This window comes from Herpetosiphon geysericola, from assembly GCF_001306135.1.
GTDB classification, from domain to species: domain Bacteria; phylum Chloroflexota; class Chloroflexia; order Chloroflexales; family Herpetosiphonaceae; genus Herpetosiphon; species Herpetosiphon geysericola.
In genome coordinates, this window is sequence record NZ_LGKP01000008.1 from 197,857 (window position 1) to 224,646 (window position 26,790).

Below are 26,790 nucleotides of genomic sequence, written 5' to 3' on the forward strand. Positions count from 1 at the left end.
ACAAATTTGAACATAACGATCGCAGCTTATACATCCTCAAGTGGCGCACTTTTAAACACTTTGAACAAAAACCACAACGACGGCAACAAAATTAACAAACCTAGTGGCAAGGCAATCAAAATAAACATTAAGCTTGCTCGTGGAGCCGCTGCCGCTGCCAAAGTCACATCGGGGTAAATAATAAAGGGATATTGGGCAATGCCCCAGCCTGCCAACAAACAGCTAATTTGCACAATTGCTGCACCTCGCGCCAGCTGAAAGCGCCAACGCAACAAAGCCCAGCCTGAACCTAAAGCTGCAACTACCCCAACCGCGAGCACTGGCGCAGCCCGCAAGCTAATCAAGCCATCCCACAAATGTTGGGCTTTGAAATACAGCAAGGGCAAGCTCAACAGCGAGAGGCCAACCACTGCCGTGCCTGCAAGCAGCGCCCGCTGGCGAAAATCGGCTTGCAGCTCGTCACGGGTTTCAAGCGTCATATACACAGCGGCGAGGTAGGCGCATAAGGCCAAGGCTAATAAGCCCATAGCAATTGCCAACGGCGTGAGCCAAACAATGCCTTCACTTTGCACAACGCCATCAATTACCCGTAATTGGCCTGCAGAAACTGCGCTTAACGCCATGCCCAAAATTACTGGCGTGATTACGCTGGCCGCGCCAAAAATTGTGCCCCAGCGTTGGCTGCTTTGGCTTGGCTCTTGCTCCTTTTGTGGGCTATAGGCCCGAAACACAAAGGCCGCCCCGCGCAAAATAATTCCCAAGAGCGCAATATGAAAGGGTGCAAATAAGCCAACGCTTAAGGCGGCGAATGCCGTGGGAAAGCCTGTAAACAGCAACACAATAATAAAAATTAGCCACACATGATTTGCTTCCCAAACTGGGCCAACCGCATGGGCAATAGCATCACGTTGCTGTGCTCGCCGCGGCCCCCACGCCAACAAATCCCAAATGCCGCCGCCAAAATCGGCTCCAGCCAAAATCGCATAGGTGATGACCCCCAGCAAGCCAATTGCGGCCACAATTACTTCAAGCTGCATTGGTCGCCTCGCTTTCGTCTGCATCAGTTGGATAGCCAGTTGCAAGTTTTCGTAATAAATACACCAGCACACTTGCCAACCCAATATACAGCAAACTAAATAGATAAAACACCTGTGGCACGCCATCAACCGTGGTTACTGCATCACGGGTGCGCATTACCTCGTAGATAATCCACGGCTGGCGGCCAACCTCAGTCACGATCCAGCCAGCTTGCAAGGCCAAAAAGCCTAATGGCGAACCTAGTACTAATGCCCATAATAGTTTGCGACTCAAAACAAGATTACCAAGCCAGCGCCGCCACCAAAACCACAAGCCCAAGCCAATCAAGGCAAATCCTGCTCCAACCATCACTTGAAAAGCAATGTGGGCGATCACCACATTCGGTCGTTCATCTGGCGGAAAGCTATTCAAACCACGTAACTCTGCATTAAAATCGTTGGTTGCCATAAAACTCAACGCTTTAGGAATTTCGATTCCAAAGTGAATTTCGCCTGTCTCTGGGTCGGGAATCCCGCCGATCAACAAGGGTGCGCCAGCTTGGGTTTCAAACAAAGCTTCCATGGCAGCCAACTTAGCTGGCTGATCTTTGGCCACCCGCTGAGCACTGATATGGCCGCTAATCGGTTGTAGCAAGGCAGTTACGGTCGCCAAACCAAGGCTAATCGTTAATGCTGAGCGATGATAACGATCGTTGCGGCCTTTGAGCATACCCATCGCATACACGCCAGCTACCGCAAAACCAGTCGCGATATAGCATGATAAGGTTGAGTGTAACGCCATATCAAGCCACGCAGGCGAGAGAAACGGCGCAAGCGGATTGACGTTAACTGCTTTGCCATCAACTAAGTCAAAGCCAACTGGGGTTTGCATCCAAGCATTGGCCGCAACAACCAACGCTCCTGAAAGCATGCCACTAATCGCCACCGGAATGCCAGTGAGCCAGTGAGCCAGCGGCGAGAGCCGCTTCCAGCCATACAAATACAGGCCTAGGAAAATTGCCTCGATAAAAAAGGCAAAGCCTTCAAGCGTAAAGGCCGAGCCAATAATACTGCCAGCAAAGCCCATAAAGGTTGGCCAAAGCAAGCCCAGTTCAAATGCGAGCGCCGTGCCAGAAACAGCGCCAATCGCAAAGGTCAGTGCCGTTGCTTTAGCCCATTTTTTGGCTAGCGCAAGATAATGAGCTTGTCCCGTTTTCAAGCCCAAGCCTTCGCTAATAACCATCAACAAGGGAAAGCCAATGCCCAACGCTGCAAAGACCATGTGAAACGCGAGCGAGACTTCCATCTGCGCCCGTGCTGCGGTCAACGTATCCATGTGTATTCCTCCGCAAAATGGTGGAGAACCCCCTAGCCATAAGCGTACCCAGAATTGTTCAGCCAGCAATCGGATCACGATTGGAATGGTTCTCAGGTCTTAACCGTATTATAGAAGTGTAAGGATATGGTTATCAGGTGTCAGGAGCCAGGGCCAAGAAACCACGAAGATTGCAAAGTTTTGATCCACGAAGGGCACGAAGGAGAAGAAACCGCGAAGATCGCGAAGAATGCAAAGCACACAAATCGAAAATAGGGGAAACAGAAACATAATAACAATCCATAAAACAAATATTAGGGGTGCAGGGGATGAAAACCCCTGCGTTTCCCTCCAGCGGAGGGACGGAAGGGAGGAGAAATAAATACTGTTGAGGGATCAGATTTCAGGGATCAGGGCCAAGAAACCGCGAAGCACACGAAGCGCGCCAAGTGTGGGGATATAGAAACATAATAACAATCCATAAAACAAATATTAGGGGTGCAGGGGATGAAAACCCCTGCGTTTCCCTCCAGCGGAGGGACGGAAGGGAGGAGAAAAAACCATGAAATGCTTAGAATAGCCCCAAAAGCGAGGTATGGTATACTCGCTGAAGAATCGCTCGTTTGCAGTTTTAGAAATTGAGCCTATGCATTTTACAATTAATGGCCATTTACTCTCATTTGATAGCTCTTTTCGCCAAGCTGGGGTTTCAAATCACACCCGTTTTTTGATTGAAAACCTCGCGAAGCTCGATCTCGCTAACCAATACACGCTGTTTGTTGGGCCAAACGTGCGCCAATACCTCAATTTGCCCACCAATTGGGAAATTGTCGAATCGCGCTTGCCCACAATTCAGCCCAAATATCGCATTCCATGGGAGCAGTTTATTGCGCCTTGGCTGCTGGCCAAACGCCGCGTCAATCTCTTTCATGGCTTGTTGAACATCACGCCATTGCTTTCACCAGTGCCAACCATCGTTACCATTCACGATTTAGCTTTTATGGATGTGACTGGCTCGCATCGCAAGGCCAATCGGCGTTATTTGGCGGCGGCAACGCGTCAAGGTGTGCGCCAAGCGGCTCATCTCTTCGCGGTTTCCGAGTATACCAAAGCAGCGATGGTCGATCGGCTTGGGCTTGATCCCGCCAAAATTAGCATTGCCTATAATGCTGCTGGTGCGCAATATCACCCTCGCTCACGCGTCGAAATTAATGCTTGGAAACAGCAAAAACAACTGCCTGAGCAATTTTTGCTCTATCTTGGCACCTTAGAGCCACGCAAAAATATTCCTAATTTGCTGCGGGCCTATGCCAAAGTTAAGCACGAAGTTGGCATGCCATTGTTAATTGGTGGTGGCAAGGGCTGGAATTTCGACGAAATTTTTAGTACCTATGAGCAGTTACAATTGCACGATAGCGTGAGCTTTTTGGGTTATGTGCCTGGTGAAGATTTGCCCTTGTGGTATAACGCCGCGACTGCCTTTGTTTATCCATCGCGCTATGAAGGTTTTGGCATCCCGCCACTTGAGGCCATGGCTTCAGGCACGCCTGTGCTCACCACGAACGCCACCAGCATTCCCGAGGTGGTCGGCGATGCGGCGATCCAAGTCGATCCTGATAATATCGAGCAGCTGGCGCAAGAGTTGGTACGCATCGCCAATGATGCTGGCCTGCGTGACGAACTGCGCGAACGTGGTTTGCTCCGCGCTCAAGCCTTCTCGTGGGAAAATTTGGCCAAAGCGACGCTCGATGTGTATCGTAAGGTTGGGAGCTAAATAGAACGATGATTGATCTGAATCAGTGGCAACCACGCTTTGCAAGCTGGATTGAGCAAGAGCTTGGCCAAGCAGATGTTTCGCACGATCCTGAGCATATTCGACGGGTCGTGCGCAATGCCCAATTAATTCAAGCAGCAGAAGGCGGCGATTTGGCGGTCATTATTCCGGCTGCTTGGTTGCACGATTGTGTGGTTGTTTCTAAGGCCTCGCCGTTACGCAGCCAAGCCTCGCGCATGGCCGCCGAACACGCCACCCAATGGCTGAGCAGCCAAGGCTATCCAGCAGCCTATTTGCCAGCAATTGGTCATGCGATTGCTGCTCATAGTTTCTCGGCCAACATTCAACCAGAAACTATTGAGGCCAAAATCGTGCAAGATGCCGATCGGCTTGATTCGCTGGGTGCGATTGGCTTGGCCCGTTGTTTGATGCTCAGCGTTGAGCTTGGCCGTCGACTCTACGATCCGCAGCAGCCGATTCCGCGCACTCGCCCAGCTGATGATCTGACGAACAGCATCGATCATTTTTATACCAAACTTTTAAAGCTGCCACAAACAATGCAAACAGCCACAGGCCGTGCATTAGCAGAACAACGAACCGGCATTTTAAACCAATTCTTGGAACAATTAGCGCATGAAGTTGGGGAATCGTAGCAATGATTCTCTCGTTGATTCGATTGTCGTTTCGCAACTCAACTGTGGGTAGAACACAACACAACCCGTACTACCCACAATTGTTAATTGAGAATTTTGATTTTCAAGCGCGCCAATTCTTCAATTGGAATACGATCGAATAAGACAAAACCATCGGCATCGGTCGTGCCGTTGTTCTCGTAGCTTGGCGACACGACCTTGACTTCGGTTCCAGCCTGATCAAAGGGATCGCGCTCTGGCACTTGAATGTAGCAGTGCAAGACAGCATGTTTTGGTTGCATGCTCTCGTACATCTCAATCGTCACATCGGGAATGCTCACCGACGATTGACGATAGGTGCCGATCAGCCGTTGGCCGCGCATTTGCCCAGTGTATTGCAATTGAATTTGCATTTGCTGTAGCATTTGGTCAGAAAACTCGATCATAAAGCGATAGCCAACCGTTTCTGGGGCGGCGGTGATCAACGAGTGCTGGCGCAAAAATTTTAACGAAGGCGCTGGAATATTCTCGGCCATTGCTAGCGAATTGCTATACAAGGCATAACTGGCATCTAAGGCATCAAACAACTCGGCGCGGCAGCCTGAACATGTTTCAACATGGTCGGCGACGACTTGCAGCGCAGCATCTAATGGCGCGCCGAGGGCAACAGCATGGGCATACTCAACAAGACGTTGACGCATAATCTCGTGAGATGCGGTCGGAAGTGACGTGTTCATGGTAGTTCCTCACCAAATAGTTATTCGTAAGCAATCCCTAGATCAGTGGCAACAGCTTGCCAGCGGGGATCATCACGCAGCCGCTTGATTGCTCGGCTCCGCAGGGTATGCACATGGCTTACGGTAGTTTCCAACGTCCGGCTAATCGCATTGTCATCTAGGCCGGTAATATATTTCAGCCACAATGCGGCTAATTGGTTATGTGAACGGGGATGTTCCCGTAAATAGGCGTTTAAACAGGCCGAGATGCGCTCCTTGGTTTCATGTTGAATAACAACTGTGGCAGGAGCAATGCTTTGGGTATCTTCCAGCACATCGTAACGATTTTGACCCTCGTCATTCATGCTTGGTTGATCGAGTGAATCAGCGGGGTATTTCGTCCAACGGCGCAAACTGCGCAAGGCATTGTTCATTTGCAAACGCACAAATTCCCAAAACGCCCCAGGTTTGCGGCAATCGTCAAAATGTTTGAGCACCCGCTCAATCGTTGCCTGGGCAATTTCCTCAGCTGGTTCAAAACGTTTAAGCATGGCATAGCTATAGACCATGCGGAAAAGCTCCGTATAGCCATCCTCACGTCGACCGAACCCTTCGCGGCCAGAACATGCATCGTATAACGAAATCATGTAGGCGCAAATCAGCGTTTGATCAAGCGTGCCTTGAAAATCGGTCTGGCGACGGCGCATAGTTCGTTGTACCAGCTCGTCGATTGAGAGCAGTGTCCATCCATATTTCTTGATCAGAAGAGTTGCACGTTCGGTATAGAGCTGCTCGCTATCAGATAATTGGGTCTCGAACATGGTGCGCACCTTTGCTTTCAGGCGTGATGCTCCGAGAAGCATCGTAAACAGTTATACAATGGTCGAACGAACAGTGGTTACTTACACTTTAGGCTTTGCCGATCACCATAAAGCCAGCCCAAAAGCGTGGATCAGCCAAGGGGCTGTCGTTGGACTGACCATCAAGTTCAAACGGAATCGCGCTCGTCGGTAGCTGCCAAATTTGGAACTGTTTAATAATATCAGCCCGCGTCAAGTCTCGTACAGCAATGACTGCGTGTTTAAGTGCAACTGCAATTCGTACTCCGGCCTGTAATTCATGATAAAAACGATCCATCACGAACAACGCCGCCACGTCTGAGGCATTCCACAACGAGCAGAGCAAGCTCCGCGTGCCAGCATATAAAAACGCTCGTTGCAGGCCATATTGGTCGTCGCTGACTGCCACAAAACTCCGCCCGCTAACACAGGCGCTGAGCACAACCAAATCAGTGTCGATCTGCACATGATCCATAATCGTTTGGGCGCTCAAGCTTTCGTTGCCAAGAATGAGGTGCGAATTGAGTGGTTGCTGGGCATCATACACACAGTGCGAGGCAATGTGAATAATCCGCGCGTCGTGGGCATAGCGCAAAAATTGATCGGTGGCTAATGCGCCTGTCCAAGCTTGGCCGCCAACAAGTTTGGCAATTTCTTGAGCTTCATGTTCTGCATAAATCAAGGCATCGTCGCCAACGCTGTTGTAGCCAAAGCAATACTGTTGCTGTTGGCTGCTGGCTGGGCGGCCCAAGGCATAGCGCACCAAAATTGTGGCACTTGGAGCCAAGGCGATGGCTGGGTTTTCCGCGCGCACCAGCCAATTGCTATCGCTGGTTTGCAAGGCCATAAACGGCACATCGTGCAACGGCCCATGCGGCACAACATACACCAAATCAAGCGTGCTTAGCAAACGTTCGTATGGCTCGATTAAGGCTTGCGAAATGGCCTTCAAAATTCGCGGTTGCAGCAAGCGATGATGGCCGCCATGGCCACGGGTGAGGTTCAAAGGATTAAAGCTATGTTGCTGAATGGTCGCATTGGTTGCCGTAATCGCGACGCTATATAAGGCTGGCTCAAGGCTAAAGTGGTGCAAAATTGGCGATTTGCGTTCGGCCAAGGCTGCTAAGAAGCGCAATGATCGGCCTAAAACACCAACCGTAAAGTATTCAACAATCGCTGTGCGTTGATCAAGCTTGGCTTGGATTTCGGCCAAATTGGCACATTGTTGCGAAAGCTCAGCGGCTGGGCTTGCATCGCCTGCTTGCAGCGCATCAAGGAACGCTCGCGAACGAGCGCGTTCAATATAATCGACAGCTTGGGCAGCATCGCCGCGCTCAATACACAGCACAACCATATGCTCATAGACCTGTTGGGCGGTGCTAATCAGGCCCAATTTGGTATCTTCATCGCGGAACGAAGTGCGCAAATCTTCGATAATCGCAATCGATTCGGCAAAGGCTGCAAATGCTGCGTCGATCGCGCCGCTGCGCCGTTCTGCATCGCCCCGATGGTTGAGAATTAAGGCTAATTCATGGCGATTGTTTTGTTGGCGCGCCAATGCCTCTGCTTGGGCATAAATTGCCAAGGCTGCTTGATAATCGTGCATGCTACAGTAGAGCAAGCCCAAAAATGCCAACGAATCGCGCAAACTATCGTCATTTGGCACAACGCTGGCCCGCGCTGCTTCAATACTAATCTGATAAGCCTGTTCGCTGGCCGCCAAATCGCCTGCTAAATGCTTCAAAAAGCCAATGTGCCAATACAAATTAGCCAAATCGCCAACCGTATCAAGGCTTTCATAGAGTGCCGCCGAACGGCTGAAATAGCTGTCGGCCTCATCCCAACGGCATAAATAGAGCAAATTTGAGCCAACTTCGTAGAGCGCGTGGGCTTCGCGATAGCGATTGCCAGCCCGTTGCAAAGCCTCCAAGGCTTGTAAACTTAGCTCCAGCGCCTGTTCTGGGCGTTGCAAATGATTCGCCAAAATGCTCTGATTGAGCAAACTATGGCCTTGATAGAGCCAATTTTGCACCTGCTGAGCATGCTGCTGCTGCTCAATATAATGTTGAATTGCTTGGTCGTAGGCTCCACGAAACCAAGCCAAGGTGCCCAAACTATTAATCACCATCGGCAATAAATCGGCTTCGAGGTGGATGTCGTCGCGCAATTGTTGCAATACACTTTGGGCAAGTGCATACTGGCGTTCAAGCCGCATTTGAATAATGGCCTGGTAGAGCTGCAAAAGTTGCTGCTGACGCGGATTAACTTGCGGAATGCTGGTTGCTTGCTCTAAGACCTTGGCGATGGTTGGCCATTCGCGCCGCGCCGAAAGCAATTCTAAGTAAGATTCAAGGTAGTAGAGCCAGCGTTGCAGTTCAAAATTCCATGCCTCTGCGACTAGACGATTGAGTTGTTGCTGGCTATACTCAAAGGCAGCAGCAAAAACTTCATGTTCGCGGTGGGGAAGGTTAGTCAAGGCTGGAGCTTCACGCAATTCATACCAACCGTGATCATGGTGCTTGAGCATAAATGTGCTTTGGCAAAAACGCTCAATTTGTTCGGGTGAGTACGGTGTGAGGCTAGCCAACTGAGCAGAATCACACCAACGCAAGAGCCAGATGTAAGATGTAAGTGCCGGTGCAACCGTTGATTCAAAGGCATCATCAAGTAAAACCATACCATCACCCTTGGTGTATGCAACGCCATCCAGCATGCCTAGGTTTGTGAGAGGCCAGGCAGACTATCCGCGTAATTGAAGCAAAGTACTAGCGCTACTATACTCGATTTTGATCGGCTTTGCTACCGAAGTAGCCCTTGTTTTGTGACATTGGGGGAATGCGATCATGTCCACACCACACGCCCAAGTTTATTTCAACCGCTACAATCTTTTTAATACAACACCGAACCCAGCCCCAAGCGGCAATACCGATTGGTACACCAATCAGCCAAGTCTGCAATTAAGCAATCCACACTTGGTGCAACGTGTGCCCAGCCAGCTTGCCTTGCTCAGCAATTGGGCCTTGCCAGCTGCCAATCTGCTGGGCCTCCAAGACCTCAATTGGGCCTTTTGTGTTTATGATCTGCAACAACAGCTCGTCGCCAACGCCAACAGCGACGATTTACCGAATTATCCAACTGCCTATGCCCAGGTTCAAGCGAGCTATACCACAACCCAAACCACGAACGCAACCAAAGTGTGTTTATTTAATGTTTTGGTAGCGATCGAATGGGTGCCGAGCGCTGGCGAGCTTAATCAATTGCAATGGGCTTTTCGGCGGGCCTCAGATTTCTTGTTTGATGTGAGCAATGGCACGATGGCTTTTGGCCAAGTGGTGTTTGGTGGCGTTGATAAGATGCGCGCCGCTGATATTCAAATTTTGGCTTCCAATCGCTATCATCCACGCAGTTGGCGTGAAGGGTTGTACACCGATTCCAAGCATATGCCAATTCGCTTAGGCCGTGGCATGTGGGAACGTCAAGGTAGTTTTAGCATTCCTTGGCACGAGCCAGAGGGCTATCGGGTGATTGTGCACGAATGGATGCACTATGCAATTGGTTTGCGCGATCAATATATTAATTCAAATAATGCTGAGCATCCAGATTTGGCCTTGCCCTCGTTCAACCCAACCGCTGAGTCGATTATGGCCCACTTGGTTGGGTCGAGCGAAGTAATGCGAATTGAAGGTGGCGACGATGTTTGGCAGCCTTTCCGCGCTCAAACTGGGGCTGGCTTGCCCTACAGCGCGATGGCAACTGCGCCATTTGATCAGCCGCGCATTGGGCCAGAACGCTTGCCCTTGCCCTTGCCTGTGTTTCAGCATGGCTTTGGCAGTAATCCAGTGGCTGAAGTTGCCACCATCACGATTAACGATACGCCAATTGCCAACCTCAATCGTGGCTGGGTCTATTTGTTGCGCGGCAGCCTAAATGCGCCAACCACAATTATTCCCCAAGGTAGCCTCGATTCGCGGGTGCATTCGCAGGGCTTTAAGTTGCTTGGCGCGAATGCAGATGATTATGTGCTGGTGATTGGCGACCGTGCCAATGGCACAACGGCGGTCTATGTTGCGCAACTTGAGGGCAATCCACCTGAACTTAACTGGATTGAATGCACGCCAAGCCAATTTCCTTTGGTGGCGGTAATGCCCTATGGCTCAGTGGTGCAAGGTTCGTACAGCGTCAAAGTTGTGACCCAAGCGGGCCTAATTCCGACCGCGATCTACGTTGCTGCTGCTGGCGAGCAAAATGCCTATGCTGTTGATAGTAATGGCGTGGTTAATAATTTGCCGTCGCTTGATGGCACAGCCTTCTTGGTGTTTGAAGGCCAAACTGGGATTCAATTGGCGGTTGTGGCCTATTCCGAGGGCGGAAATCCACCCAGCCACAATCCAACTGCACCCATTCCCTTAACTGCTGGCTCCTCGGAAGGCAATTTGATGGTCTTTTTCAATCAAGCTGCCGAAAGTCGGGCCAGCGAACTTAACCATTTGCGGGTGATTACTACAACGATGTATGGCTCGTGCAGCAGCTTTCCGAACACAACTGGAAGTGCCCAAAGCCGGGGTTATATTTTTGCCTTGGCCAGCAATGCAGCTTTGCCCAGCGATGTTGGGGCGAGTGTGCCACTCAAGCCAACCTTGGTGCTCAACTACGATAATGCCGCCTTGCTGAGCCTTGGCACAACTAACGGGATTGCCGGGGTCTTGAAGGTATATAGCGCCAACGGAACCACCCCACAGGCTGAAGCTTCTAAGCATTTTGTTGATCGTGGCTATGTGGCTTTGGCCCTAAATGCTACGAGTGCCAGCGGTTTATTTGCCAGCACACCAGCGCCTGAGTTCTTTCGACTCTATGGCCAACAATTCTCGATTTAAGCAGCAGCAAGCGCCCATGGTTTTGGCCATGGGCGCTTGGTTGTTGGATGCAGATTGCGCTAAATAGTTAAAGTGTACGGACGCTGCGCACTGGCTCATTGGGGCCAAGCAAGCTCATTGGTTGCTGCTGATTACTCGGATTATTGGGCTTGCTGGCGCTGGCTACAGTCCGGCGTAAGCGCCATTGCAAGGCAGCAATTTCCTCGGAGATCGCGCGCAAACTCTCAACTTCATCACGCAAATCTTCGACGACTGCCGACGAACCAAACTCAACCCGCTGCGGTTCGCGCAATGGGCGCCGAGGCCGCTGGGTCGAAACATCGCCAAGTTGCTCTTGCATCGTGCCCAACAAACTCATTAAATAGGCCCATGATTCGTTTTCTTGCTGGCTGACTTGCTTGGAATGCTGGCGTCGTTCGTTCATCCAGCCTTCGAGTTGGCAGTGCAAGCTATTCAAGCGCGTATCAAGATGCTCGATCAGCGGGCGGCTAAAATCGGCGGGTTGGGCTGCCAATTTGGCCACCGTCGCTGGAAACGAAGTGTGTAGCGTTTCGAGCTGGTCTTGTAAATGACCAAGTGACGAGCCAAGTTGGGCTTGGCGGCGGGCTACAACCTCTTGCTCACCCAGCACATCGCTCAACAAGGCTTTAAGTTGCTGATTTTCTTGTTTGGCCCGCTGCTCCTGCTGGCCCAACAAATGCGGCACAAACCACAAGAGTAGCACGGCCAAAAGCAATAATGCGCCGCTCATCAATAAAAAGACAATCTGCATAACCAACCTCCATTGCAAGTGCGATCAAGCTCCATTATAGAAAAAAGCCCGCTCGCTGAGAGGATGCAGGGGTTACAGCTTGATGACAGCTCACCGAAGGATGAAAAACGAGGGATGAAGGATGAAGCTGAATCTATGCTAAGCAATATTCGATTGGCACAACCTGTTTGAATTAATCGAAATTCCCCAGCAAGCGGGCGAATGGGGCTAGCGATGGAATAATTGCCTGTTTGAGATAGGCTATAAGTCGCGTTTCGAACATGTGTAGGGCTGCTACAATTGGCTCAACTGGTCCAGCAGCAGCATTCGTTTCAGCATAATCCCAAGCAAGCGGGTTGAGGTAGCGTTGAAGGGTTTCGATTGGCAGGCTGCCCTGCAAATCGCGTTTGGTATAGTGCAACACCAACGGTAGCTTGCTGAAATTGCGCTTGTTGGCAGTTTGGATTCGGGCAATATGCTGGAGTTGCCGAATATTTTCTTGCAATTTATGGCGTTGCGAATCAGCCACAAAAATTATAGCGTCAGCAATGCTGATCCAATGCTTGATATAACGCACATCCATTGCCGCGCCTGCTTGCCCAAGACAATGCAAGTGCAAGCGCCAAGCCCCAAGCTGTTGTTGCCCAAGCACACTACAGCTAACCAAACGAACTTCTTCGTGGGCATAGCGTTGTAGCGGGTAAATCAGTTGTTGGTGCTGCGCATAATTGCTTGCAATATGCCGGATTGAGGAGCTTTTGCCGCTCGTGGCGGGGCCGCAATATATCACATTGCAATGAATGAGCTGATTAATTGCATCGAAAAAAGCCATTTGCCCTTGATCATTTCAAAACTGATCCATTTAAGCGTTGTGACAACCATTGTCAACCAGTTGATTATACTTGAGCTAGCAACCGCGAGTTTTTAGCCTACAGGAGAATGCTCCCTTGAATAAAGAAACCTATATTAATGATGCGTTGCAGTTGTCGAGCCAATCGCTGACCTATATGGTGAGTCAGCAATTAGCCGCGCATTACCCGGATCAAGGCATTCTCCAAACTGGAGACTGCGATTTTGATGTGCGCAGCTATGCTGGGGCGGGCTTGTGTGAGGTTCAAACCCATCAACACCCTTACCCACAAATTAACTATACCTGGTTACGGGGTGAGGAAGGTGGTGAGATTGCTCGTTCGTTGGAAAACGCTTGGCAAACCATTAGTTGGCAAGACCAGAGCTTTGATTTGCTGCTGCTTTCGTGGACAGCTTATGGCACAACCTATAGTCTGCAATGGTTGATTGGCGCTTCACAAGCAGCTGTCGAAACGTTTTTCAGTGCAGTCTGCGATTGGAACACCGAAATTCGCGATGAAATTATGGTGTTCGATGAAGGCAGTTGGGAAAAAAGCCAAGAATTATACTATGCGATTAAAAATGCCTCGCTCGATAATTTGATTTTGCCTGGGACGCTCAAACACGATATTTTTCGCGATTTGCAGCGCTTTTTTGAAAGTAAAACCACCTACGAACACTATAATATTGCTTGGAAACGCGGGATCATTTTGGTTGGCCCGCCTGGCAACGGCAAAACCCATATGATCAAAGGGTTGTTGAATGCCTTGGAGTACCCATGTTTGTACGTTAAAAGCTTCGATGCCCAATATTCGACCAATAACGCCAATATTCGGGCGGTGTTTGATCGGGCGCGGCGTAGTGCTCCCTGTATTGTGGTGCTCGAAGATTTAGATTCGTTGATCAACGATACCAACCGAGCCTTCTTTTTGAACGAAGTTGATGGTTTTAACGCAAATCAAGGGGTTGTGTTACTGGCGACGACCAACCATCCTGAGGCGATTGACCCAGCGATTATGAACCGCCCCAGCCGCTTTGATCGTAAATATTACTTTAGTTTGCCTGAATTGGCTGAGCGGATGGCCTACATTCAACAATGGAATACCGCGCTGCATAGCTCAACCCAACTCACTGAGCTAGGAATTCAACAAGCAGCTGAGGCTACCGACGGTTTTTCGTTTGCTTATTTGAAGGAATTATTTGTTTCGGCCTTGATGCGTTGGATCGATATTAAAGACCAAACCGATATGGATACCGTAATTTTGGAGCAAGCGACCTTCTTGCGTGAGCAAATGGTGACCGAGCAGCCTGAAGAAGACGAAGCCTAATTGTTGCGCGTTATGCTGGATTTGGCTCAAGCAAGGAGGGCATGATCAGGATTGATCATGCCCTCCTTACCCGGTTAGATAACGCTTATTTGGTGAGGTCGGCGGCAGCTTGAGCCATAATTGGAATAACTGCGCCAAATTGGGCAAAGCGCGTATCCTTGGTTTGGCCGCGTTGGTAGCGGGCGTAAATTTGGGCCAAAATCACAACCAAGCGATATAAACCGAGCACATGATAATAGCGAATATTGCTCACATCGCGGCCAGAACGCGCTGCATAGCGTGCAATAAGCTCATCGCGGCTGGCAAAACGCTGATCGGTTGGCATCATTGCGACTGCTTGCAAGGCTGGCGGGTCATCGGGCTGACTCCAGTAGCAAAGCAAGGTGCCCAAATCGGCCAATGGCTCGCCCAAGGTACACATATCCCAATCGAAGACAGCGATTAATTGGCTGGGATCGTTTTGGCGAAACATGACATTATCAAGTTTATAATCGTTGTGAACGAGGGTTGGGCTTGAGGCTGGCGGTTGCTGCTCGCAAAGCCAAGCATAGACATTTTCCATCGCTGGCAGATCATCAGGTTTGGCTTTATTCCAGCGTTCATACCAGCCAACGACTTGACGTAAGATAAAGCCGTCTGGCTTGCCGATGTGGCCTAAGCCAATGGCCGTATAATCGACGGCGTGCAAATCGGCCAAGGTATCGACAAGGGCCAAACTGAGTGCCCGTGGCGCTTCGGGCGTATTGAATTGGAGCGGCAATTCGCGGCGTACAACCGTGCCATGGCGCCGCTCCATAATAAAAAATGGTGCGCCAATAATTTCGGGTTCGTTGCAGAATAAAAAAGTTTGGGGAGCCTGGGCAAAGGCCGGGTGCAATTGCGATAAAACCCGATATTCACGCCCCATATCGTGCGCCGAGGGGGCAACTGGGCCAAGTGGCGGGCGCCGCAGCACATATTCATAATGACCATAATCAAGCAGATAGGTCAAATTGGCAGCGCCGCCACCAAACTGGCGCACGGTTAACGCTTGGCTGGCACCAGGCAACTTATCGTATAAATAATCGGCCAAGGCTGATTCATTTAACTGTTCATCAGGCCGAACTTGAATCGTATCCATGGGTTGTACCTCGGAAGACTACAGACTTAGACGTTGCGCGCAGGATAGCCATAGCGTTTTAAAATTTCACGGGCGACAACCATTTTGTGCACTTCATCTGGGCCATCATAAATGCGCGATGCGCGGCCTTGGCGCCACATAAAGGCCAGCGGCGTATCGTCGGAAACCCCTAAACCACCATGGACTTGAATCGCGCGATCGAGCACGTTCATCAGCATTGCAGCAACGCTAAATTTAATCAGTGAAATGTCAATTCTGGCTGATTTCGCTCCCGCTTGATCAATTTGCCATGCGGCGTGGAGCACGCTCAAGCGCGCTGCTTGAATTTCGGCAGCACTTTCGGCAATCCAATGTTGCACCATTTGCTTGTCGGCCAATGGCCCGCCAAATGCCACCCGCTTGGTGCTATACTCGCACATCAAATCGAAGGCGCGTTGAGCTTGGCCAAGCCAGCGCATACAATGATGAATCCGGCCTGGGCCGAGGCGAGTTTGGGCAATTGCAAAGCCAGACCCGCGCTTGCCAAGCAGATTTTCGGCGGGCACGCGCACGTTGGTATATTCAATTTCCCAATGGCCGCCGCCAGTTGTATGGCCCATTACCGAGATTGGCCGGACCAAGGTTAAGCCTGGCGTATCGGCAGGCACGATAATTTGGCTATAGCGCAAATGGGTTGGCGCATCGGGATCAGTTTTGGCCATGACGATGCCAAAGCCAGCGCCATTCGCATTGGTGCTATACCATTTGCGTCCGTTGATCACCCAGTGATCAGCGATCAATTCGGCGCTGGTTTCGAGCAAGGTTGGGTCGGCTCCGCTGACCTCTGGCTCGGTCATGCTGAAAAACGAGCGCACTGCTGCTTGCTGCAAAGGCCAGAAAAATTGTTCGTGCTGGGCTGGCGTGCCATAGTGCCAAAGAATTTCGGCGTTGCCACTATCGGGAGCGTTTGAGCCAAAAATGCGCGGCGCAAAATACGAGCGCCCAATAATTTCGTTGAGCAGCCCATATTCCATAATCGATAAGCCCATGCCACCAGCCTCACGAGGCAAATGGCCCGCCCACAAGCCTAATTCTTTGACCTCTGCTTGCAATTGCTGAATCTCAGGGTGGTCTTCGGAGCAAGCGGGATAGGCTTTTTCGTCGTAATCGAACCATGCTTGCTCGTTGGGATACACTTTTTCGACCAAAAATTGGCTAATTTGCTCACGCATTGCAGCAATATGACTGGGAATCGCAAAATCCATGGGCTTCGTTGCTCCTTGGTGGGTGGGCCTTATTTAGCCCACGCCATCCCTGAATCGACATCAAACAGGTCGCGCCGGATATCGACTGGTTGGCCGAGGCTGGGCGTATTGCCTTGAACTGAGAGATCGGCAATCGAGAGAGTTACCTGATCATTGATTGTGAAAAAGGCCAATTTGCTGCTATCAGGCGACCATGTTGCTTGGCGCGAACGGCCAGTGCTGGTGAGTTTAATCGGCGCACTGCTGACTTTGCCAGTCGCATCGGGGGCAGGCACGATAAAAATATCGCTATAGCCATTTTCGCTTTTGGTGAAGGTCAACCATTTGCCATCAGGCGAGAAGGCTGGGTCAAGCGCACCTTTGAAGCTATCGGCGCTTGGCCCTTGAAGCACGCCATACTCATCGTTACCGCCTGGCAGATCAAGCACTGCATAGCCAAGTTGAATGTCGGCCACTTCGCAGCCAAAACAGCGCTCGGCCTGACTGTAGACAATCAGCGAGCCATCTGCAGACCAGGTTGGGTGGCTCAAATCGGTATCTGCTTGGACAAAGCGTTGAAAGCTGGCAGTTGGAAATTGACCTGTGCCGATGCGGCGAGTGCCATAAATATAAAGCGAAAGCGGATACTCTTGGAACGAATCGCCACCGACGCTGCGGGGAGTTTGGGCCTGCGAAACATAACTGAGAAACTGGCCATCTGGCGACCAACGTGGGTAGAAGGCCCAGCGAATGCTTTGGACATGATCTTCAGAACGGGCTGGAATGCCCGCTGGTTCGTTATTGGTTACCTGCTGTTTGTTGGAGCCGTTCGCATCCATCACCCAAATATCGGCGAAGCTTTCTTCGCGTTGAATGTAGGCAATTTGGCTGCCATCGGGCGACCAACTTGGCTGGTATTTTTTGTGTGATGTGGTGATGCGGCGGGCCTCGGTGCCTTCATGGACCCAAATATCGCCTGAGCCATTTTCGACCCGCACGAAGAGCAATTTGCCTGGAACATTGCTTTGATTTTCGACCACAATTTGGGTAGCTTGGGTTTCATCGACTGCTGGTTGAGCTTCAGTGGTGGGGAGGGCCTCCATGGTTGGCAGGGCTGAGCCTGCTTCACTACAGGCGGCTAATAAACAAAGCACGATCAGCAAATAGAACGAACGTCTCACACAGAACCTCATCTACAGGGTTAGTTAATTTCAGTGGTACGCGGTAAAAGCACGCGTAGCGCTTGCGGAACGACCCGAAAGGTCATGGGGGTTGTGCCAATTGCATCACCATCGACTTGAATTGGCAAGGGCTTGGAACATGCAATCTCGATCTCACGAGCTTGGCGATATTCTAAGCCTTCAATCATCCCATAGCCTCGGAACAAAATTCCCGCAAGCAATTTGGGGGCATCAAGGGCGCTATCACCCATCATCGTACATACATCGAGCATGCCATCGCGCATGGCTGCCCGATAGGCAATGTTGAGTACGCCGCCATACAGCCGTGAATTGCTAATCAGCACAAACAACGCATTGCCTTTGAGCGGCTCACCATCAAGGCTAATGCGGGTGCGCGTACCACGTAAGCGCCAAAGTACTGGCAAACTTTTAATCACGTAGGCCAAGCGGCCTAAGCGTTTTTTATCAGCAGAACGTACTTCGCGGGTAATCGCCGCATCGAGGCCAATGCCTGCCATGAGCAAAAAATAGCGTTCGTTAGCCTGGCCGACATCAACAAGCTCGACATGACCATCAGCTAATTGGCGGGCTGCATGCAACGGATTGAGTGATTGATGCAATTCGCGCACCCAGACGTTGCCTGTGCCAACTGGTAAGGCGCCCAAAGCGGTATCAGTGCCAACGAGGCCATTCATGACCTCGTTGATCGTCCCATCACCACCAGCAGCAACAATCAGATCGTTGCGTTTGGCTTCTTCGCGGGCAAACGTCGTTGCATCGCCTGCACGTCTGGTTTCGCGCAGCCGAACTTGCCAACCTTGGTTACTACGCCATTCGGTGATACCTTTGGCAATTGCACGACGTTGATGGGCATTGCCTGCCATTGGGTTAAGAATGACTGTTACTCGTTTCATTCGTCGTTGTCATCGTCGTTATTAAAATTCAGCGCCTGTGAGCCACGGCGTTCGATGCTTTCTAGCAAGGTTGCTGGGGTTTCGATCCAGCCCCGGCGCAGGGCATACAACACCGCTTGGGTGCGATCGTTCAACGAAAGCTTGCGCAAAATCGATGAAATATGGTTTTTGACGGTTTGGGTGCTAATTTTGAGCGCATCGGCAATATCTTTGTTGGTTGCGCCGCTGGCAATATGCTCCAAAACCTCAATTTCACGGTCGCTCAAGGGCGAGAACAAGCTAATATCAAGGTCTGGCTCGGCGACGATGCCAGTTTGCAAACCACGAAACTGAGTCAAAATTCGGTCAGCGACCCGTGGATCTTCAAACATCACATCGTTAATTACATATTCGCCACGCGCCACTCGTCGCAAGACCGTTGCCAAGGTTTTGGGGCTAATTTCCTTGGAATAATAGGCGGCGGCTCCTGCGCGCAAGGCATTAAAGGCATGCTCGTCGCTTTCGTAGACGCTCAACATTACCACCCCAATATTAGGGTATTGGCGGCGAATAGTGCGGGTAAATTCCAAGCCATCCATGTTGGGTAAGTTCAAATCGGTTAGCACTACATCTGGCTCATGCTCAGAAATTAAGACCAAGCCTTCTTCGGCACTAGAACCCTCGCCAATGATCTTGATATCGCGTTCGCTTGACAGCGCCCAGCGCACCCCTTGGCGGAACAACGGGTGATCATCGACCATCAGCACTTTGACTGTTGCATACATAGTGGTTCCTTTGCTAATGTAGCACGCCAACGCTGCCATGCTTGCTCAACGCTATAGGGAATTGCGATTCCCGCTTGGCTCAACAAACTGGCGGTCGTTGGAAGCGGTAGCCCAACAACGGTTGTAAAACTGCCTTGAACCTCTTCAACCAGCCGTCCGCCAATGCCTTGAACTCCATAGGCACCAGCTTTATCCATTGGCTCGCCAGTTGCGATGTAGTCCCAAATCTCAGCATCGCTGAGCGGCGCTAAATGCACGTGGGCGGCGACCAATTCACATAGCGGCTGTTCGGAGGCGGCGGGTAGCACCACAACTCCGGTATAAACAGTATGCCAACGTCCGGCAAGGCGGCGCAGCAATTCATAAGCATGAGCCGGATCACGTGGCTTGCCCAAGATCATCCGATCAATCACCACAATTGTATCAGCTGCAAGAATTACTGCCTGCTGATTCGTGTCGCGGGCGGCTTGGGCTTTGCGCCACGCTAACAAGGTTGGGTGACTGGCGAGGCCTAAATCGAAGGCTGGAAGTTGCTCCACAATCGCCGGAGGAACCTGATCTTGGCGCTCTTCCCCATCATTTGCCTCAATTATAAACGACAGGCCCAAACTACTTAACAAATCATGCCGTCGTGGTGAGGCCGAGGCCAGAATTAAGCTATCCACGCTGAATGGTACTCCACAAGCCAAACTCAATTGCTGTTCATCATAACCCAAACAGGTAAAGCTGCAAGTGGCAATTAGGCTTAATCATCGTCATCAAGCGCGCCATCGTCGCTCAACAAGCTCACGCCGTCATTGGCAATCGCCTGTTGGGCAATATAGCGGTTGGGTGTGTTGAGGTTAGTCCAGCCGCCTGCATCGCGTAGGGCTTGCACCGGAATGTTGGTTTGGGCCACACGGGTCGCCCACGAATGGCGCAAATCATGCGGGGCAAGGTTGTTGATGCCAATTAATTTGCCGAGCTGTACGATGCGTTTATGAATCGCCCGCTCGGAAATGCCAAAGCCAATCTGATTGCCTTTGTGATCAAATGCTGCCAAGAGCGGGGTTTGGGGATTGGCTGGTTGAGTAATGACTTTTTGATATTCGCGCAAAGCTTTGGCGGTATCCCCAATCAGGCGATGTTTTTGCACTTTATCAACTTTTGGTCGATCCACCAGCAAAACTTTGCCTTGGATGTGTGCCCACTTGAGCACCACAACCTCGCCGCAGCGCATGCCCAAATCGACCAGCAAGCAGACGATTAGATAATCGCGCCAGCCAACCTCAGGTGTGCGATTTTGCGGATTGGTGCGGGCTGACCGTTTGAGTTGGCGAATTTGGCTTTGATCCAAAATATGTGGAGCGGCTTTTTTGGTTGAAAGCCTGGTTGGGGTTTCAGTGGCTTCACGTTGGGCATCGATGCCATCGCCTTCGCGGCGACGATAACCCTCGACCGTGTGGATTCGGCTCCACGCCTCAAGGCTCAAAACGCCAGCCTGATGGGCTAAGCGACAATACAAGCGCACGGTGCTGAGCCGAACATTGACTGAACCAAGTGCATAACCTTCATTCAGCATCCAGGTGCGAAAAGTTGTGACGATGCCGACGCTCATTTCGGCCCAAGCTGCTGGCTCGGTGGCCAGAATTGGCACTTCGTGTTCATCAACTGGAATCACAATCCCAATGCTGGCCAGAAAATCGGCAAAAATTTTCAAATCGGTGTTATGGCGGCGAATCGTTTGCGGTCGTTGGCGCAAGCGATATTCGATGAAACTATGCTGGGCCGAAATCTGATCGGCGACAACACTGCGTTGCTTCATGACGTTGGTGAAATTGGGCGCAAGAGGGTTGTTGCCCTGCTGTGGAATTAACTCAAATTCATCCATGATCAGCCTCGTTGTAGCGGATGGATGCAGTGTAGCTGATCTCATGACTGCTTGTCAAAGCACGCTTGTTCGAGTGTAAACCCTTGCTTTGGCTAGAAAAAGCCAAAATCTTCAATGCTACTGACTTCGCCATCGATAATTTGTAAGAGTTTATCGGTGCGCCAAAACAAATCGCTGGCGGCAACCACAAACAAATAGACATCAAGGATGCTGCTTGGATAGCGGGCTTGATAATCGGGATCAGCGCGCAAAAAAGGCAGTGCATAGCTTAAACTTGCCGCTAGCAAACTGCGCGTAATTGCGCATTCAAGCGAATTGATGTAGTTCCAAGCGTCGCGTTGACCAATAAACATGCGGCTTGAACGCAGCTCGTCAAGCTGTTTGCGCTCGGCTGGGCTAATGCTTGCGCCATACAGATAGCTGCGCAAGCGTTCGGGTTGCTGTAAAAAGGCATATAACCCACGGGCGTACACCAGCCAATCCATGGGGCATTTATACCAGCGAGTGGTGTAGGCAAAATGGCCTAACATCAAACTTGGGAAAACCATGCCCACGCCAAGCTCCATCAGCATGTGTTCGCGCGGTTTGGGCAAATTGGCGATCCATTGCATAGTTTCGGGCCAACGAAAGCGCTCGACATTTGGCAAAATACCATTGCAGTTTGCTGGCCATTTGGCAAAGCCCGCTGCTCTCGGCGGCAGCGGAATGGGAATTGGCTTGGGTAGCATTCGCTGTTTTGCTGCTTTGTTTAATTCGTTATCCATCCGACCTCGCTCAAACTAGGCTTATTTTTTGCCAACGACAAGTACAAACAAAAGCGTTTCATTGGATTGAGCTTATTGTAGCCTACGTGCTCGGTTTTTCAACGCGGTTCAACCTCAATTTACAACTGGTTTGCTGGCCTCGATATGGAATCTCTATACTATTTTGGGCAAGGATGGGAAAATGGATGTTTTCTTTGGATATGGTCTAATTATTATCGGCTTAATCATATTTATCCTCGCTCTATGGGCATTTATTGAAGTTACTCTTGATAATTGTGATTATATCTACCGATCATTAATTTTTAACAAACTTTATATCATAGCAATACTTTGTTTGTTGCTTGGTTATATGCTTATCAGCAAAAAGCCAGTATTATTTGTTCTATGGGTGTTACCGATTTATTTCTTTGGGAGTATGACGATTGTTATGCTACTAGATTACCTGCTGGATCTATTTGAATTGAAGAAATAGTTGAAATTAGCAAAGAAAGAGGTTTTGTACATGGATTTAACCACGTTACTTGCTGAAGCACAACCTTTAATTCGTCCCTGGATGATGTTAACAATCGAGCCAAGCACCCCCGATCAGCCGATTGCTGGCTATTGGGGCGAATTAAATAGTGAATCAGGCCCAGTTTTGATTGTTGATTGTGCCTATTTGCCAATGTTGACTGAAGCAACGTCCTTAATCATTGAATATGCTGCTGAATTGAATTATTCAGTCAAACTTAGCTCGTTGTCACTTACTAAAGAACAATTAGCAACAATGCAGGCCTTATATGCGCAGCCAGCAACTAGTTTGCCGCCATTGGATGCAGTTTTGCACTTTGGCTCAGCAACGATTCAACAATGGATTGATTCATTTCGTGATCATCAAGGTTGGATTGGGGCTGATGATGTTGCCGATCGCGAATTAGTTGATGGCTATGAAACACTGTATCAAGCGCAACACCCGCTGTATCGTGATGATGCAGTTGCTTCGCTTGGTGGTTGGCATATGGTTTGGCCCGATGGCGATTGGAATGAATTGTTGCAACAACAACTGGTTCTCTGCACCTATGCTGAAGCCGAGCCATGGCTCGAAGTCTGGCGCACCCAAACTGGGCAATTGCATGTTCGCGAACGCTTCAGCTAAACCAAGCAACTAGCTATGCTGGTGGATAGCAGGCTAAATGGATAGCCATGGAATTTGCTGCTAGCTCTTGACGGGCTAGTTTAATCCTTCTATGATAGCTGTGTGTCTGGAGCGTAGAACAAAAGGACGTTGTATGAATAACATTAAACAGTCGCTCGAAGAGGCCATGAACATCGACGGTGCGTTAGGCGTTGCTTTGGTTGATTATACCAGTGGCATGACGCTTGGCACTGCTGGCGGGAATAGCGCTCTAAACTTAGAGTTGGCTGCAGCAGGCAACACTGAAGTAGTACGTTCTAAAATGAAAGTGATGAGTCGGCTTGGGCTAAAGGATCAGATTGAAGATATTTTGATTACCTTGGGTTCTCAATATCATCTGATTCGAATTTTGCAAAAGAAACCAAGTATCTTCCTGTACCTCGCGCTCAACAAACCAACCGCCAATTTGGCGCTTGCGCGGATTATGCTGAGCGAGATTGAAGAAAAAATCGAATTCTAACCCCGCTGGTTTTCTAAGCTAGCTTACAAGCAATTGCCAAATGTGGCAGTTGCTTTTTTTATATGCGAAGTATTTGAAATATTTAGCCACGAATTGCACAAATTGCACGAACAATGAATATTTTAGCCACAGATTGCACAGATTTGCTTGATTATGCTTCTATCTCGATGGTACACAGGTTATTTCCTCGGTCTCTGCTCCACAAGGTCATTACTCCCCTCGCCCGAGTCCAGTGGGAGAGAGGTTGGGGGTGAGGGTATCCTCATAAACCCTAGCTTCTAATCCCTTATTTCGTCTAATCGGACTGTTAGTGTATTGACAGTTACAAAACTCAGTGCTATGGTACAGGTAACTAAATACTATGGTCTTCAGGGTTAGGTGAAATTCCTTATCGGCGGTGATGGTGGCTCAGCCACATAAGCCCGCGAGCCGCAAGGTAGGATGCTGGTGCGAATCCAGAGCCGACGGTTAAAGTCCGGATGGAAGAAGATCGATCAACGTATGTGTACCTACAATGCTGTGGGCTATTTGCGTCATTCAAGCGTGCTGTCTCGTTGCAGCAACGTTTGGCTTGCATGCAACTACGTGTTGATTGACCCTGAGATGATTGATTCTTTTGGGGTTTTTTGTTTTTAGGTACCAGCTATGTTACACGATTATGGCCGGATGAAGTATGTCGTAGAAGCTCCCGCTGCTCCGTTGCGCCGCAAACAACGCCGCACCTGGATTGGTTCGAGCCGCTTGTGGATTGGGCTTTCGCTGCTTGGGGTGCTGTTGGCATGGCGAGGGTTAGTTGCTTGGCAACAATACCCAGCTTTTGTGCTGCCAACACCTGAGGCAGTTGCTAGCCGCTGGTGGCAAGAGTTGACCCAAGGCGCGTTGTTGCAACACACGCTGCGCACCTTGACCGAGGCCTTGGGCGGTTTTGGTTTGGCCTTCGCTGCAAGCTTGGTTTTGGGCTATATTTTGGCCAATTGGCATTGGCTTGATCGGATTGTCTCGCCACAATTGGCGATTGTGCAGGCGATTCCGATTGTGGCGGTTGCACCCTTGATTTTGATTTGGGTTGGCGCTGATCTGCGGGCTAAATTGTTGGTCGCTGCCTTGGTAACCTTCTTTCCAATGCTAAGCAGTGTGGTTGTGGCCTTGCGCAGCGTGCCACGCGATATTCGCGAGATGGCGGCAATCAGTGGGGCGAATCGCTGGCAAAGCTTGTGGCAAATTGAATTGCCCTTGGCCTTACCAGGGATTTTTGGTGGCATCAAAACTGGTTTGGCTTTGGCAACAACCGGCGCGGTGGTAGCGGAGTTTATTGGTGGCCGCGAAGGGCTGGGTGCGTTAATCAACATCGCCCGCGGTTTATTCGATACGCCGCTCATTTTTGCCGCCTTGTTCACGCTGGGCTTGCTGACCTTTGGGTTCTATCAGCTAGCAATGTGGCTAGAACGACGTTTGGTTACTTGGGAATAGATGTTTGTGTGGAGCTTTCAATGTATTATCGTCGTCTCTTAGCGATTGTTGGACTCCTTTTTTTGACGGCTTGTGGCGGGCAAACTGTAGCGAATACTCCGGTTAGCACTGGGGAAAATAATCAAGCCAAGCAGCTAACCAACGTTACAATTGCCATGCCCTATGTGCCAAATATTCAATTTGCTCCGTTCTATTTGGCTAAAACCAAAGGCTACTATGAAGCTGAAGGCTTGAATGTGACGTTTGATTATCAATATGAAACCGATTCGGTGCAGCGCGTGGCCAATGGCTCGGTGCAGTTTGGTATGGCTGGTGGCGATTCAGTCTTGCTGGCGCGGGCGCAAGGCTTGCCAATTGTCAATGTTGCGACGATTAGCCAACGCACGCCAACGGTTTTTTATAGCAAAGCCGAGCTAAATATCAAAACTCCAGCTGATCTCAAAGGCAAAACTGTGGGGATTCCAGGCCGTTTTGGCGCCTCGTACATTGGTTTGTTGGCCTTGATGTATGCAAATTCGCTACAAGAAAGCGATTTGCAAATTCAAGAAATTGGTTTTGCCCAAATTCAAGCCTTGAGCGAAGATAAAGTGCAAGTTGCCAGTGGCTACGGCAATAACGAACCAATTCAGCTAGCCGAGTCTGGAGTTAAATTAAATGTTATTCGAGTTTCGGATTCATTTGCCTTGACTTCTGATGGCATTATTGTGAGCGAAAGCTTGATTAAAGACCAACCTGCCTTGGTGCAAGGTTTCGTCAAAGCAACAGCCTTGGGCATGCGCGATGTTGCTGCTGATCCAGATGCAGCATTTAGTGCCAGCTTGACCGAAATTCCTGAATTGCAAGCTGCTGACGACGCAACCAAAGCTTTGCAACAAAAAGTTCTAGCTGAAACGATTGGCTATTGGCAAAGCGATTTGACTGCCAAATATGGGCTTGGTTACACCGATTTGGCCAGCTGGGAAGCAACCCATAGCTTTTTACGTAGCCAAGGTGTGTTGACCAAAGATGTTGAATTAAGTAGCGCCTTCAGTAATCAGTTTATTGCCCAACCCTAAACCATTCATGCGCTGTTGACGTGCTCATGGATTGTATGCTTCCATGAGCACGTCATTGTATTTAAGGAGTGTGTGATGAGCGCTAAACCAAAAGCCGAATTACCAACCCTGAGTTTTGCCAATCAAGCGGAATGGCGGGCTTGGCTTGAGTCTGAACATGCTACCAGCAATGGGGTTTGGCTTAAAATGGCCAAAAAAGCTACTGGCATTGCCTCAATTAATTATGCCCAAGCACTTGATGAAGCCTTGTGTTACGGCTGGATTGATGGCCAAAAAAAGAGCTTTGATGAGCAACATTGGTTGCAAAAGTTCACGCCACGGGGCAAAAAAAGCATTTGGTCGAAAGTGAATCGTGATCATATTGAGCGTTTGACCGATGCTGGCCAGATGCATGCCGCTGGCGAGGCCGAAGTTGAACGGGCCAAAGCTGATGGCCGTTGGGAAGCGGCCTACGATTCGCCCAAAAACGCCACAATTCCCGAGGATTTTCAGGCGGCGCTTGATGCTAGCCCAACGGCTGCCAGCTTTTTTGCCACCCTCAAACAAGCAAACCGCTATTCATTTTTATTTCGCATCCAAACTGCCAAAAAGCCCGAAACTCGCACCAAACGGATTCGCGACTTCATTGCTATGCTTGAACGTGGCGAAACCCTTTAATGCCAAACGAGGCTAGATTTGCTGCTATACTGCCCGCAGAAATC

General features: G+C 50.1%; 24 protein-coding genes and 1 riboswitch. Of the genes, 9 read left to right on the top strand and 15 right to left on the bottom strand.

What is annotated here, in order from left to right; genetic code table 11:
• Positions 1-26: 26 nt before the first annotated feature.
• Positions 27-1,037 (bottom strand): cytochrome d ubiquinol oxidase subunit II, encoded by a 1,011-nt coding sequence (locus SE18_RS04460; RefSeq protein ID WP_054533215.1) that lies wholly within the window; start codon positions 1,035-1,037, stop codon positions 27-29.
• On the bottom strand, positions 1,027-2,352 hold the full coding sequence (locus SE18_RS04465) for a cytochrome ubiquinol oxidase subunit I (RefSeq protein WP_054533216.1): 1,326 nt from the start codon (positions 2,350-2,352) through the stop codon (positions 1,027-1,029). The genes SE18_RS04460 and SE18_RS04465 overlap by 11 nt, the downstream gene beginning before the upstream one ends.
• 625 nt (positions 2,353-2,977) lie before the next feature.
• Here SE18_RS04465 and SE18_RS04470 point away from each other — a divergent pair.
• Positions 2,978-4,105, top strand: coding sequence for a glycosyltransferase family 4 protein (locus SE18_RS04470; RefSeq protein ID WP_054533217.1), 1,128 nt, complete (start codon positions 2,978-2,980; stop codon positions 4,103-4,105).
• 8 nt (positions 4,106-4,113) lie between these two features.
• Positions 4,114-4,758 carry an HD domain-containing protein gene (locus tag SE18_RS04475; protein WP_054533218.1) on the top strand — a complete coding sequence of 215 codons (645 nt, stop codon included), beginning with the start codon at positions 4,114-4,116 and terminating at the stop codon, positions 4,756-4,758.
• 83 nt (positions 4,759-4,841) lie between these two features.
• On the opposite strand, the gene SE18_RS04480 is transcribed toward SE18_RS04475, so the two are convergent.
• From SE18_RS04480 to SE18_RS04490, 3 genes are all read right to left on the bottom strand, one after another.
• Positions 4,842-5,474 (bottom strand): hypothetical protein, encoded by a 633-nt coding sequence (locus SE18_RS04480; RefSeq protein WP_160319471.1) that lies wholly within the window; start codon positions 5,472-5,474, stop codon positions 4,842-4,844.
• 20 nt (positions 5,475-5,494) lie between these two features.
• The gene (locus SE18_RS04485) at positions 5,495-6,274 is read right to left on the bottom strand and encodes an RNA polymerase sigma factor (RefSeq protein WP_054533220.1); all 780 of its coding nucleotides are present in this window, start codon (positions 6,272-6,274) and stop codon (positions 5,495-5,497) included.
• Positions 6,275-6,362: 88 nt separating this feature from the next.
• On the bottom strand, positions 6,363-8,969 hold the full coding sequence (locus SE18_RS04490) for a CHAT domain-containing protein (RefSeq protein WP_054533221.1): 2,607 nt from the start codon (positions 8,967-8,969) through the stop codon (positions 6,363-6,365).
• A gap of 166 nt (positions 8,970-9,135) precedes the next feature.
• Between SE18_RS04490 and SE18_RS04495 the strand changes: the two genes are divergently transcribed.
• The gene (locus tag SE18_RS04495; RefSeq protein ID WP_054533222.1) at positions 9,136-11,166 is read left to right on the top strand and encodes a hypothetical protein; all 2,031 of its coding nucleotides are present in this window, start codon (positions 9,136-9,138) and stop codon (positions 11,164-11,166) included.
• Between the two features lie 67 nt (positions 11,167-11,233).
• On the opposite strand, the gene SE18_RS04500 is transcribed toward SE18_RS04495, so the two are convergent.
• A complete protein-coding gene (locus SE18_RS04500; protein ID WP_054533223.1) occupies positions 11,234-11,938 on the bottom strand; it encodes a hypothetical protein in 705 nt (234 codons plus the stop codon).
• A 172-nt stretch (positions 11,939-12,110) separates the two neighbouring features.
• Complete coding sequence (locus SE18_RS04505) at positions 12,111-12,749, bottom strand: P-loop NTPase family protein (protein ID WP_054533224.1); 639 nt, start codon at positions 12,747-12,749, stop codon at positions 12,111-12,113.
• A gap of 115 nt (positions 12,750-12,864) precedes the next feature.
• On the opposite strand from SE18_RS04505, the gene SE18_RS04510 reads away from it, so the two are divergent.
• The gene (locus SE18_RS04510) at positions 12,865-14,094 is read left to right on the top strand and encodes an AAA family ATPase (protein WP_054533225.1); all 1,230 of its coding nucleotides are present in this window, start codon (positions 12,865-12,867) and stop codon (positions 14,092-14,094) included.
• Positions 14,095-14,179: 85 nt separating this feature from the next.
• Here the strand turns inward: SE18_RS04510 and SE18_RS04515 are convergent, their stop codons facing one another.
• From SE18_RS04515 to SE18_RS04550, 8 genes are all read right to left on the bottom strand, one after another.
• Positions 14,180-15,214, bottom strand: a complete 1,035-nt coding sequence (locus SE18_RS04515) for a phosphotransferase family protein (RefSeq protein WP_054533226.1) — start codon at positions 15,212-15,214, stop codon at positions 14,180-14,182.
• 26 nt (positions 15,215-15,240) lie between these two features.
• The gene (locus SE18_RS04520) at positions 15,241-16,458 is read right to left on the bottom strand and encodes an acyl-CoA dehydrogenase family protein (RefSeq protein WP_054533227.1); all 1,218 of its coding nucleotides are present in this window, start codon (positions 16,456-16,458) and stop codon (positions 15,241-15,243) included.
• A gap of 29 nt (positions 16,459-16,487) precedes the next feature.
• Complete coding sequence (locus SE18_RS04525; RefSeq protein WP_054533228.1) at positions 16,488-17,618, bottom strand: DPP IV N-terminal domain-containing protein; 1,131 nt, start codon at positions 17,616-17,618, stop codon at positions 16,488-16,490.
• A gap of 20 nt (positions 17,619-17,638) precedes the next feature.
• Complete coding sequence (locus SE18_RS04530) at positions 17,639-18,532, bottom strand: diacylglycerol/lipid kinase family protein (protein WP_083469720.1); 894 nt, start codon at positions 18,530-18,532, stop codon at positions 17,639-17,641.
• Positions 18,529-19,296, bottom strand: a complete 768-nt coding sequence (locus SE18_RS04535; protein WP_054533230.1) for a response regulator — start codon at positions 19,294-19,296, stop codon at positions 18,529-18,531. Before SE18_RS04535 ends, SE18_RS04530 begins: the two co-directional genes overlap by 4 nt.
• Entirely contained in the window at positions 19,272-19,961 is a 690-nt protein-coding gene (locus SE18_RS04540; protein ID WP_054533231.1) for a Maf family protein, read from the bottom strand. The genes SE18_RS04535 and SE18_RS04540 overlap by 25 nt, the downstream gene beginning before the upstream one ends.
• 80 nt (positions 19,962-20,041) lie before the next feature.
• Complete coding sequence (locus SE18_RS04545; RefSeq protein WP_054533232.1) at positions 20,042-21,166, bottom strand: tyrosine-type recombinase/integrase; 1,125 nt, start codon at positions 21,164-21,166, stop codon at positions 20,042-20,044.
• 92 nt (positions 21,167-21,258) lie between these two features.
• Positions 21,259-21,930, bottom strand: a complete 672-nt coding sequence (locus SE18_RS04550; RefSeq protein ID WP_054533233.1) for a hypothetical protein — start codon at positions 21,928-21,930, stop codon at positions 21,259-21,261.
• A 502-nt stretch (positions 21,931-22,432) separates the two neighbouring features.
• Here SE18_RS04550 and SE18_RS04560 point away from each other — a divergent pair.
• The 5 genes from SE18_RS04560 (at position 22,433) to SE18_RS04580 (ending at position 26,746) form a co-directional block, all read left to right on the top strand.
• Complete coding sequence (locus SE18_RS04560) at positions 22,433-23,065, top strand: hypothetical protein (RefSeq protein ID WP_054533235.1); 633 nt, start codon at positions 22,433-22,435, stop codon at positions 23,063-23,065.
• 133 nt (positions 23,066-23,198) lie between these two features.
• Positions 23,199-23,564: a hypothetical protein gene (locus SE18_RS04565; RefSeq protein ID WP_054533236.1), complete on the top strand. Its 366-nt coding sequence runs from the start codon at positions 23,199-23,201 to the stop codon at positions 23,562-23,564.
• 360 nt (positions 23,565-23,924) lie between these two features.
• Positions 23,925-24,059: riboswitch (FMN riboswitch) on the top strand.
• Positions 24,060-24,209: 150 nt separating this feature from the next.
• The gene (locus SE18_RS04570; RefSeq protein WP_054533237.1) at positions 24,210-25,034 is read left to right on the top strand and encodes an ABC transporter permease; all 825 of its coding nucleotides are present in this window, start codon (positions 24,210-24,212) and stop codon (positions 25,032-25,034) included.
• A gap of 20 nt (positions 25,035-25,054) precedes the next feature.
• A complete protein-coding gene (locus SE18_RS04575; protein WP_054533238.1) occupies positions 25,055-26,089 on the top strand; it encodes an ABC transporter substrate-binding protein in 1,035 nt (344 codons plus the stop codon).
• Between the two features lie 75 nt (positions 26,090-26,164).
• A complete protein-coding gene (locus tag SE18_RS04580; RefSeq protein ID WP_054533239.1) occupies positions 26,165-26,746 on the top strand; it encodes a YdeI/OmpD-associated family protein in 582 nt (193 codons plus the stop codon).
• The last annotated feature ends 44 nt before the right edge of the window (positions 26,747-26,790 follow it).

Excerpts from the sequence above, each read along its gene's own strand:
- SE18_RS04505 (WP_054533224.1), bottom strand. The coding sequence starts at position 12,749 with ATGGCTTTTTTCGATGCAATTAATCAGCTCATTCATTGCAATGTGATA.
- SE18_RS04560 (WP_054533235.1), top strand. The coding sequence starts at position 22,433 with ATGGATTTAACCACGTTACTTGCTGAAGCACAACCTTTAATTCGTCCC.
- SE18_RS04520 (WP_054533227.1), bottom strand. The coding sequence starts at position 16,458 with ATGGATTTTGCGATTCCCAGTCATATTGCTGCAATGCGTGAGCAAATT.
- SE18_RS04515 (WP_054533226.1), bottom strand. The coding sequence starts at position 15,214 with ATGGATACGATTCAAGTTCGGCCTGATGAACAGTTAAATGAATCAGCC.
- SE18_RS04500 (WP_054533223.1), bottom strand. The coding sequence starts at position 11,938 with ATGCAGATTGTCTTTTTATTGATGAGCGGCGCATTATTGCTTTTGGCC.
- SE18_RS04495 (WP_054533222.1), top strand. The coding sequence starts at position 9,136 with ATGTCCACACCACACGCCCAAGTTTATTTCAACCGCTACAATCTTTTT.
- SE18_RS04470 (WP_054533217.1), top strand. The coding sequence starts at position 2,978 with ATGCATTTTACAATTAATGGCCATTTACTCTCATTTGATAGCTCTTTT.
- SE18_RS04550 (WP_054533233.1), bottom strand. The coding sequence starts at position 21,930 with ATGGATAACGAATTAAACAAAGCAGCAAAACAGCGAATGCTACCCAAG.
- SE18_RS04580 (WP_054533239.1), top strand. The coding sequence starts at position 26,165 with ATGAGCGCTAAACCAAAAGCCGAATTACCAACCCTGAGTTTTGCCAAT.
- SE18_RS04465 (WP_054533216.1), bottom strand. The coding sequence starts at position 2,352 with ATGGATACGTTGACCGCAGCACGGGCGCAGATGGAAGTCTCGCTCGCG.
- SE18_RS04535 (WP_054533230.1), bottom strand. The coding sequence starts at position 19,296 with ATGTATGCAACAGTCAAAGTGCTGATGGTCGATGATCACCCGTTGTTC.
- SE18_RS04475 (WP_054533218.1), top strand. The coding sequence starts at position 4,114 with ATGATTGATCTGAATCAGTGGCAACCACGCTTTGCAAGCTGGATTGAG.
- SE18_RS04460 (WP_054533215.1), bottom strand. The coding sequence starts at position 1,037 with ATGCAGCTTGAAGTAATTGTGGCCGCAATTGGCTTGCTGGGGGTCATC.
- SE18_RS04570 (WP_054533237.1), top strand. The coding sequence starts at position 24,210 with ATGTTACACGATTATGGCCGGATGAAGTATGTCGTAGAAGCTCCCGCT.
- SE18_RS04565 (WP_054533236.1), top strand. The coding sequence starts at position 23,199 with ATGAATAACATTAAACAGTCGCTCGAAGAGGCCATGAACATCGACGGT.
- SE18_RS04490 (WP_054533221.1), bottom strand. The coding sequence starts at position 8,969 with ATGGTTTTACTTGATGATGCCTTTGAATCAACGGTTGCACCGGCACTT.
- SE18_RS04545 (WP_054533232.1), bottom strand. The coding sequence starts at position 21,166 with ATGGATGAATTTGAGTTAATTCCACAGCAGGGCAACAACCCTCTTGCG.
- SE18_RS04530 (WP_083469720.1), bottom strand. The coding sequence starts at position 18,532 with ATGAAACGAGTAACAGTCATTCTTAACCCAATGGCAGGCAATGCCCAT.
- SE18_RS04575 (WP_054533238.1), top strand. The coding sequence starts at position 25,055 with ATGTATTATCGTCGTCTCTTAGCGATTGTTGGACTCCTTTTTTTGACG.
- SE18_RS04480 (WP_160319471.1), bottom strand. The coding sequence starts at position 5,474 with ATGAACACGTCACTTCCGACCGCATCTCACGAGATTATGCGTCAACGT.
- SE18_RS04485 (WP_054533220.1), bottom strand. The coding sequence starts at position 6,274 with ATGTTCGAGACCCAATTATCTGATAGCGAGCAGCTCTATACCGAACGT.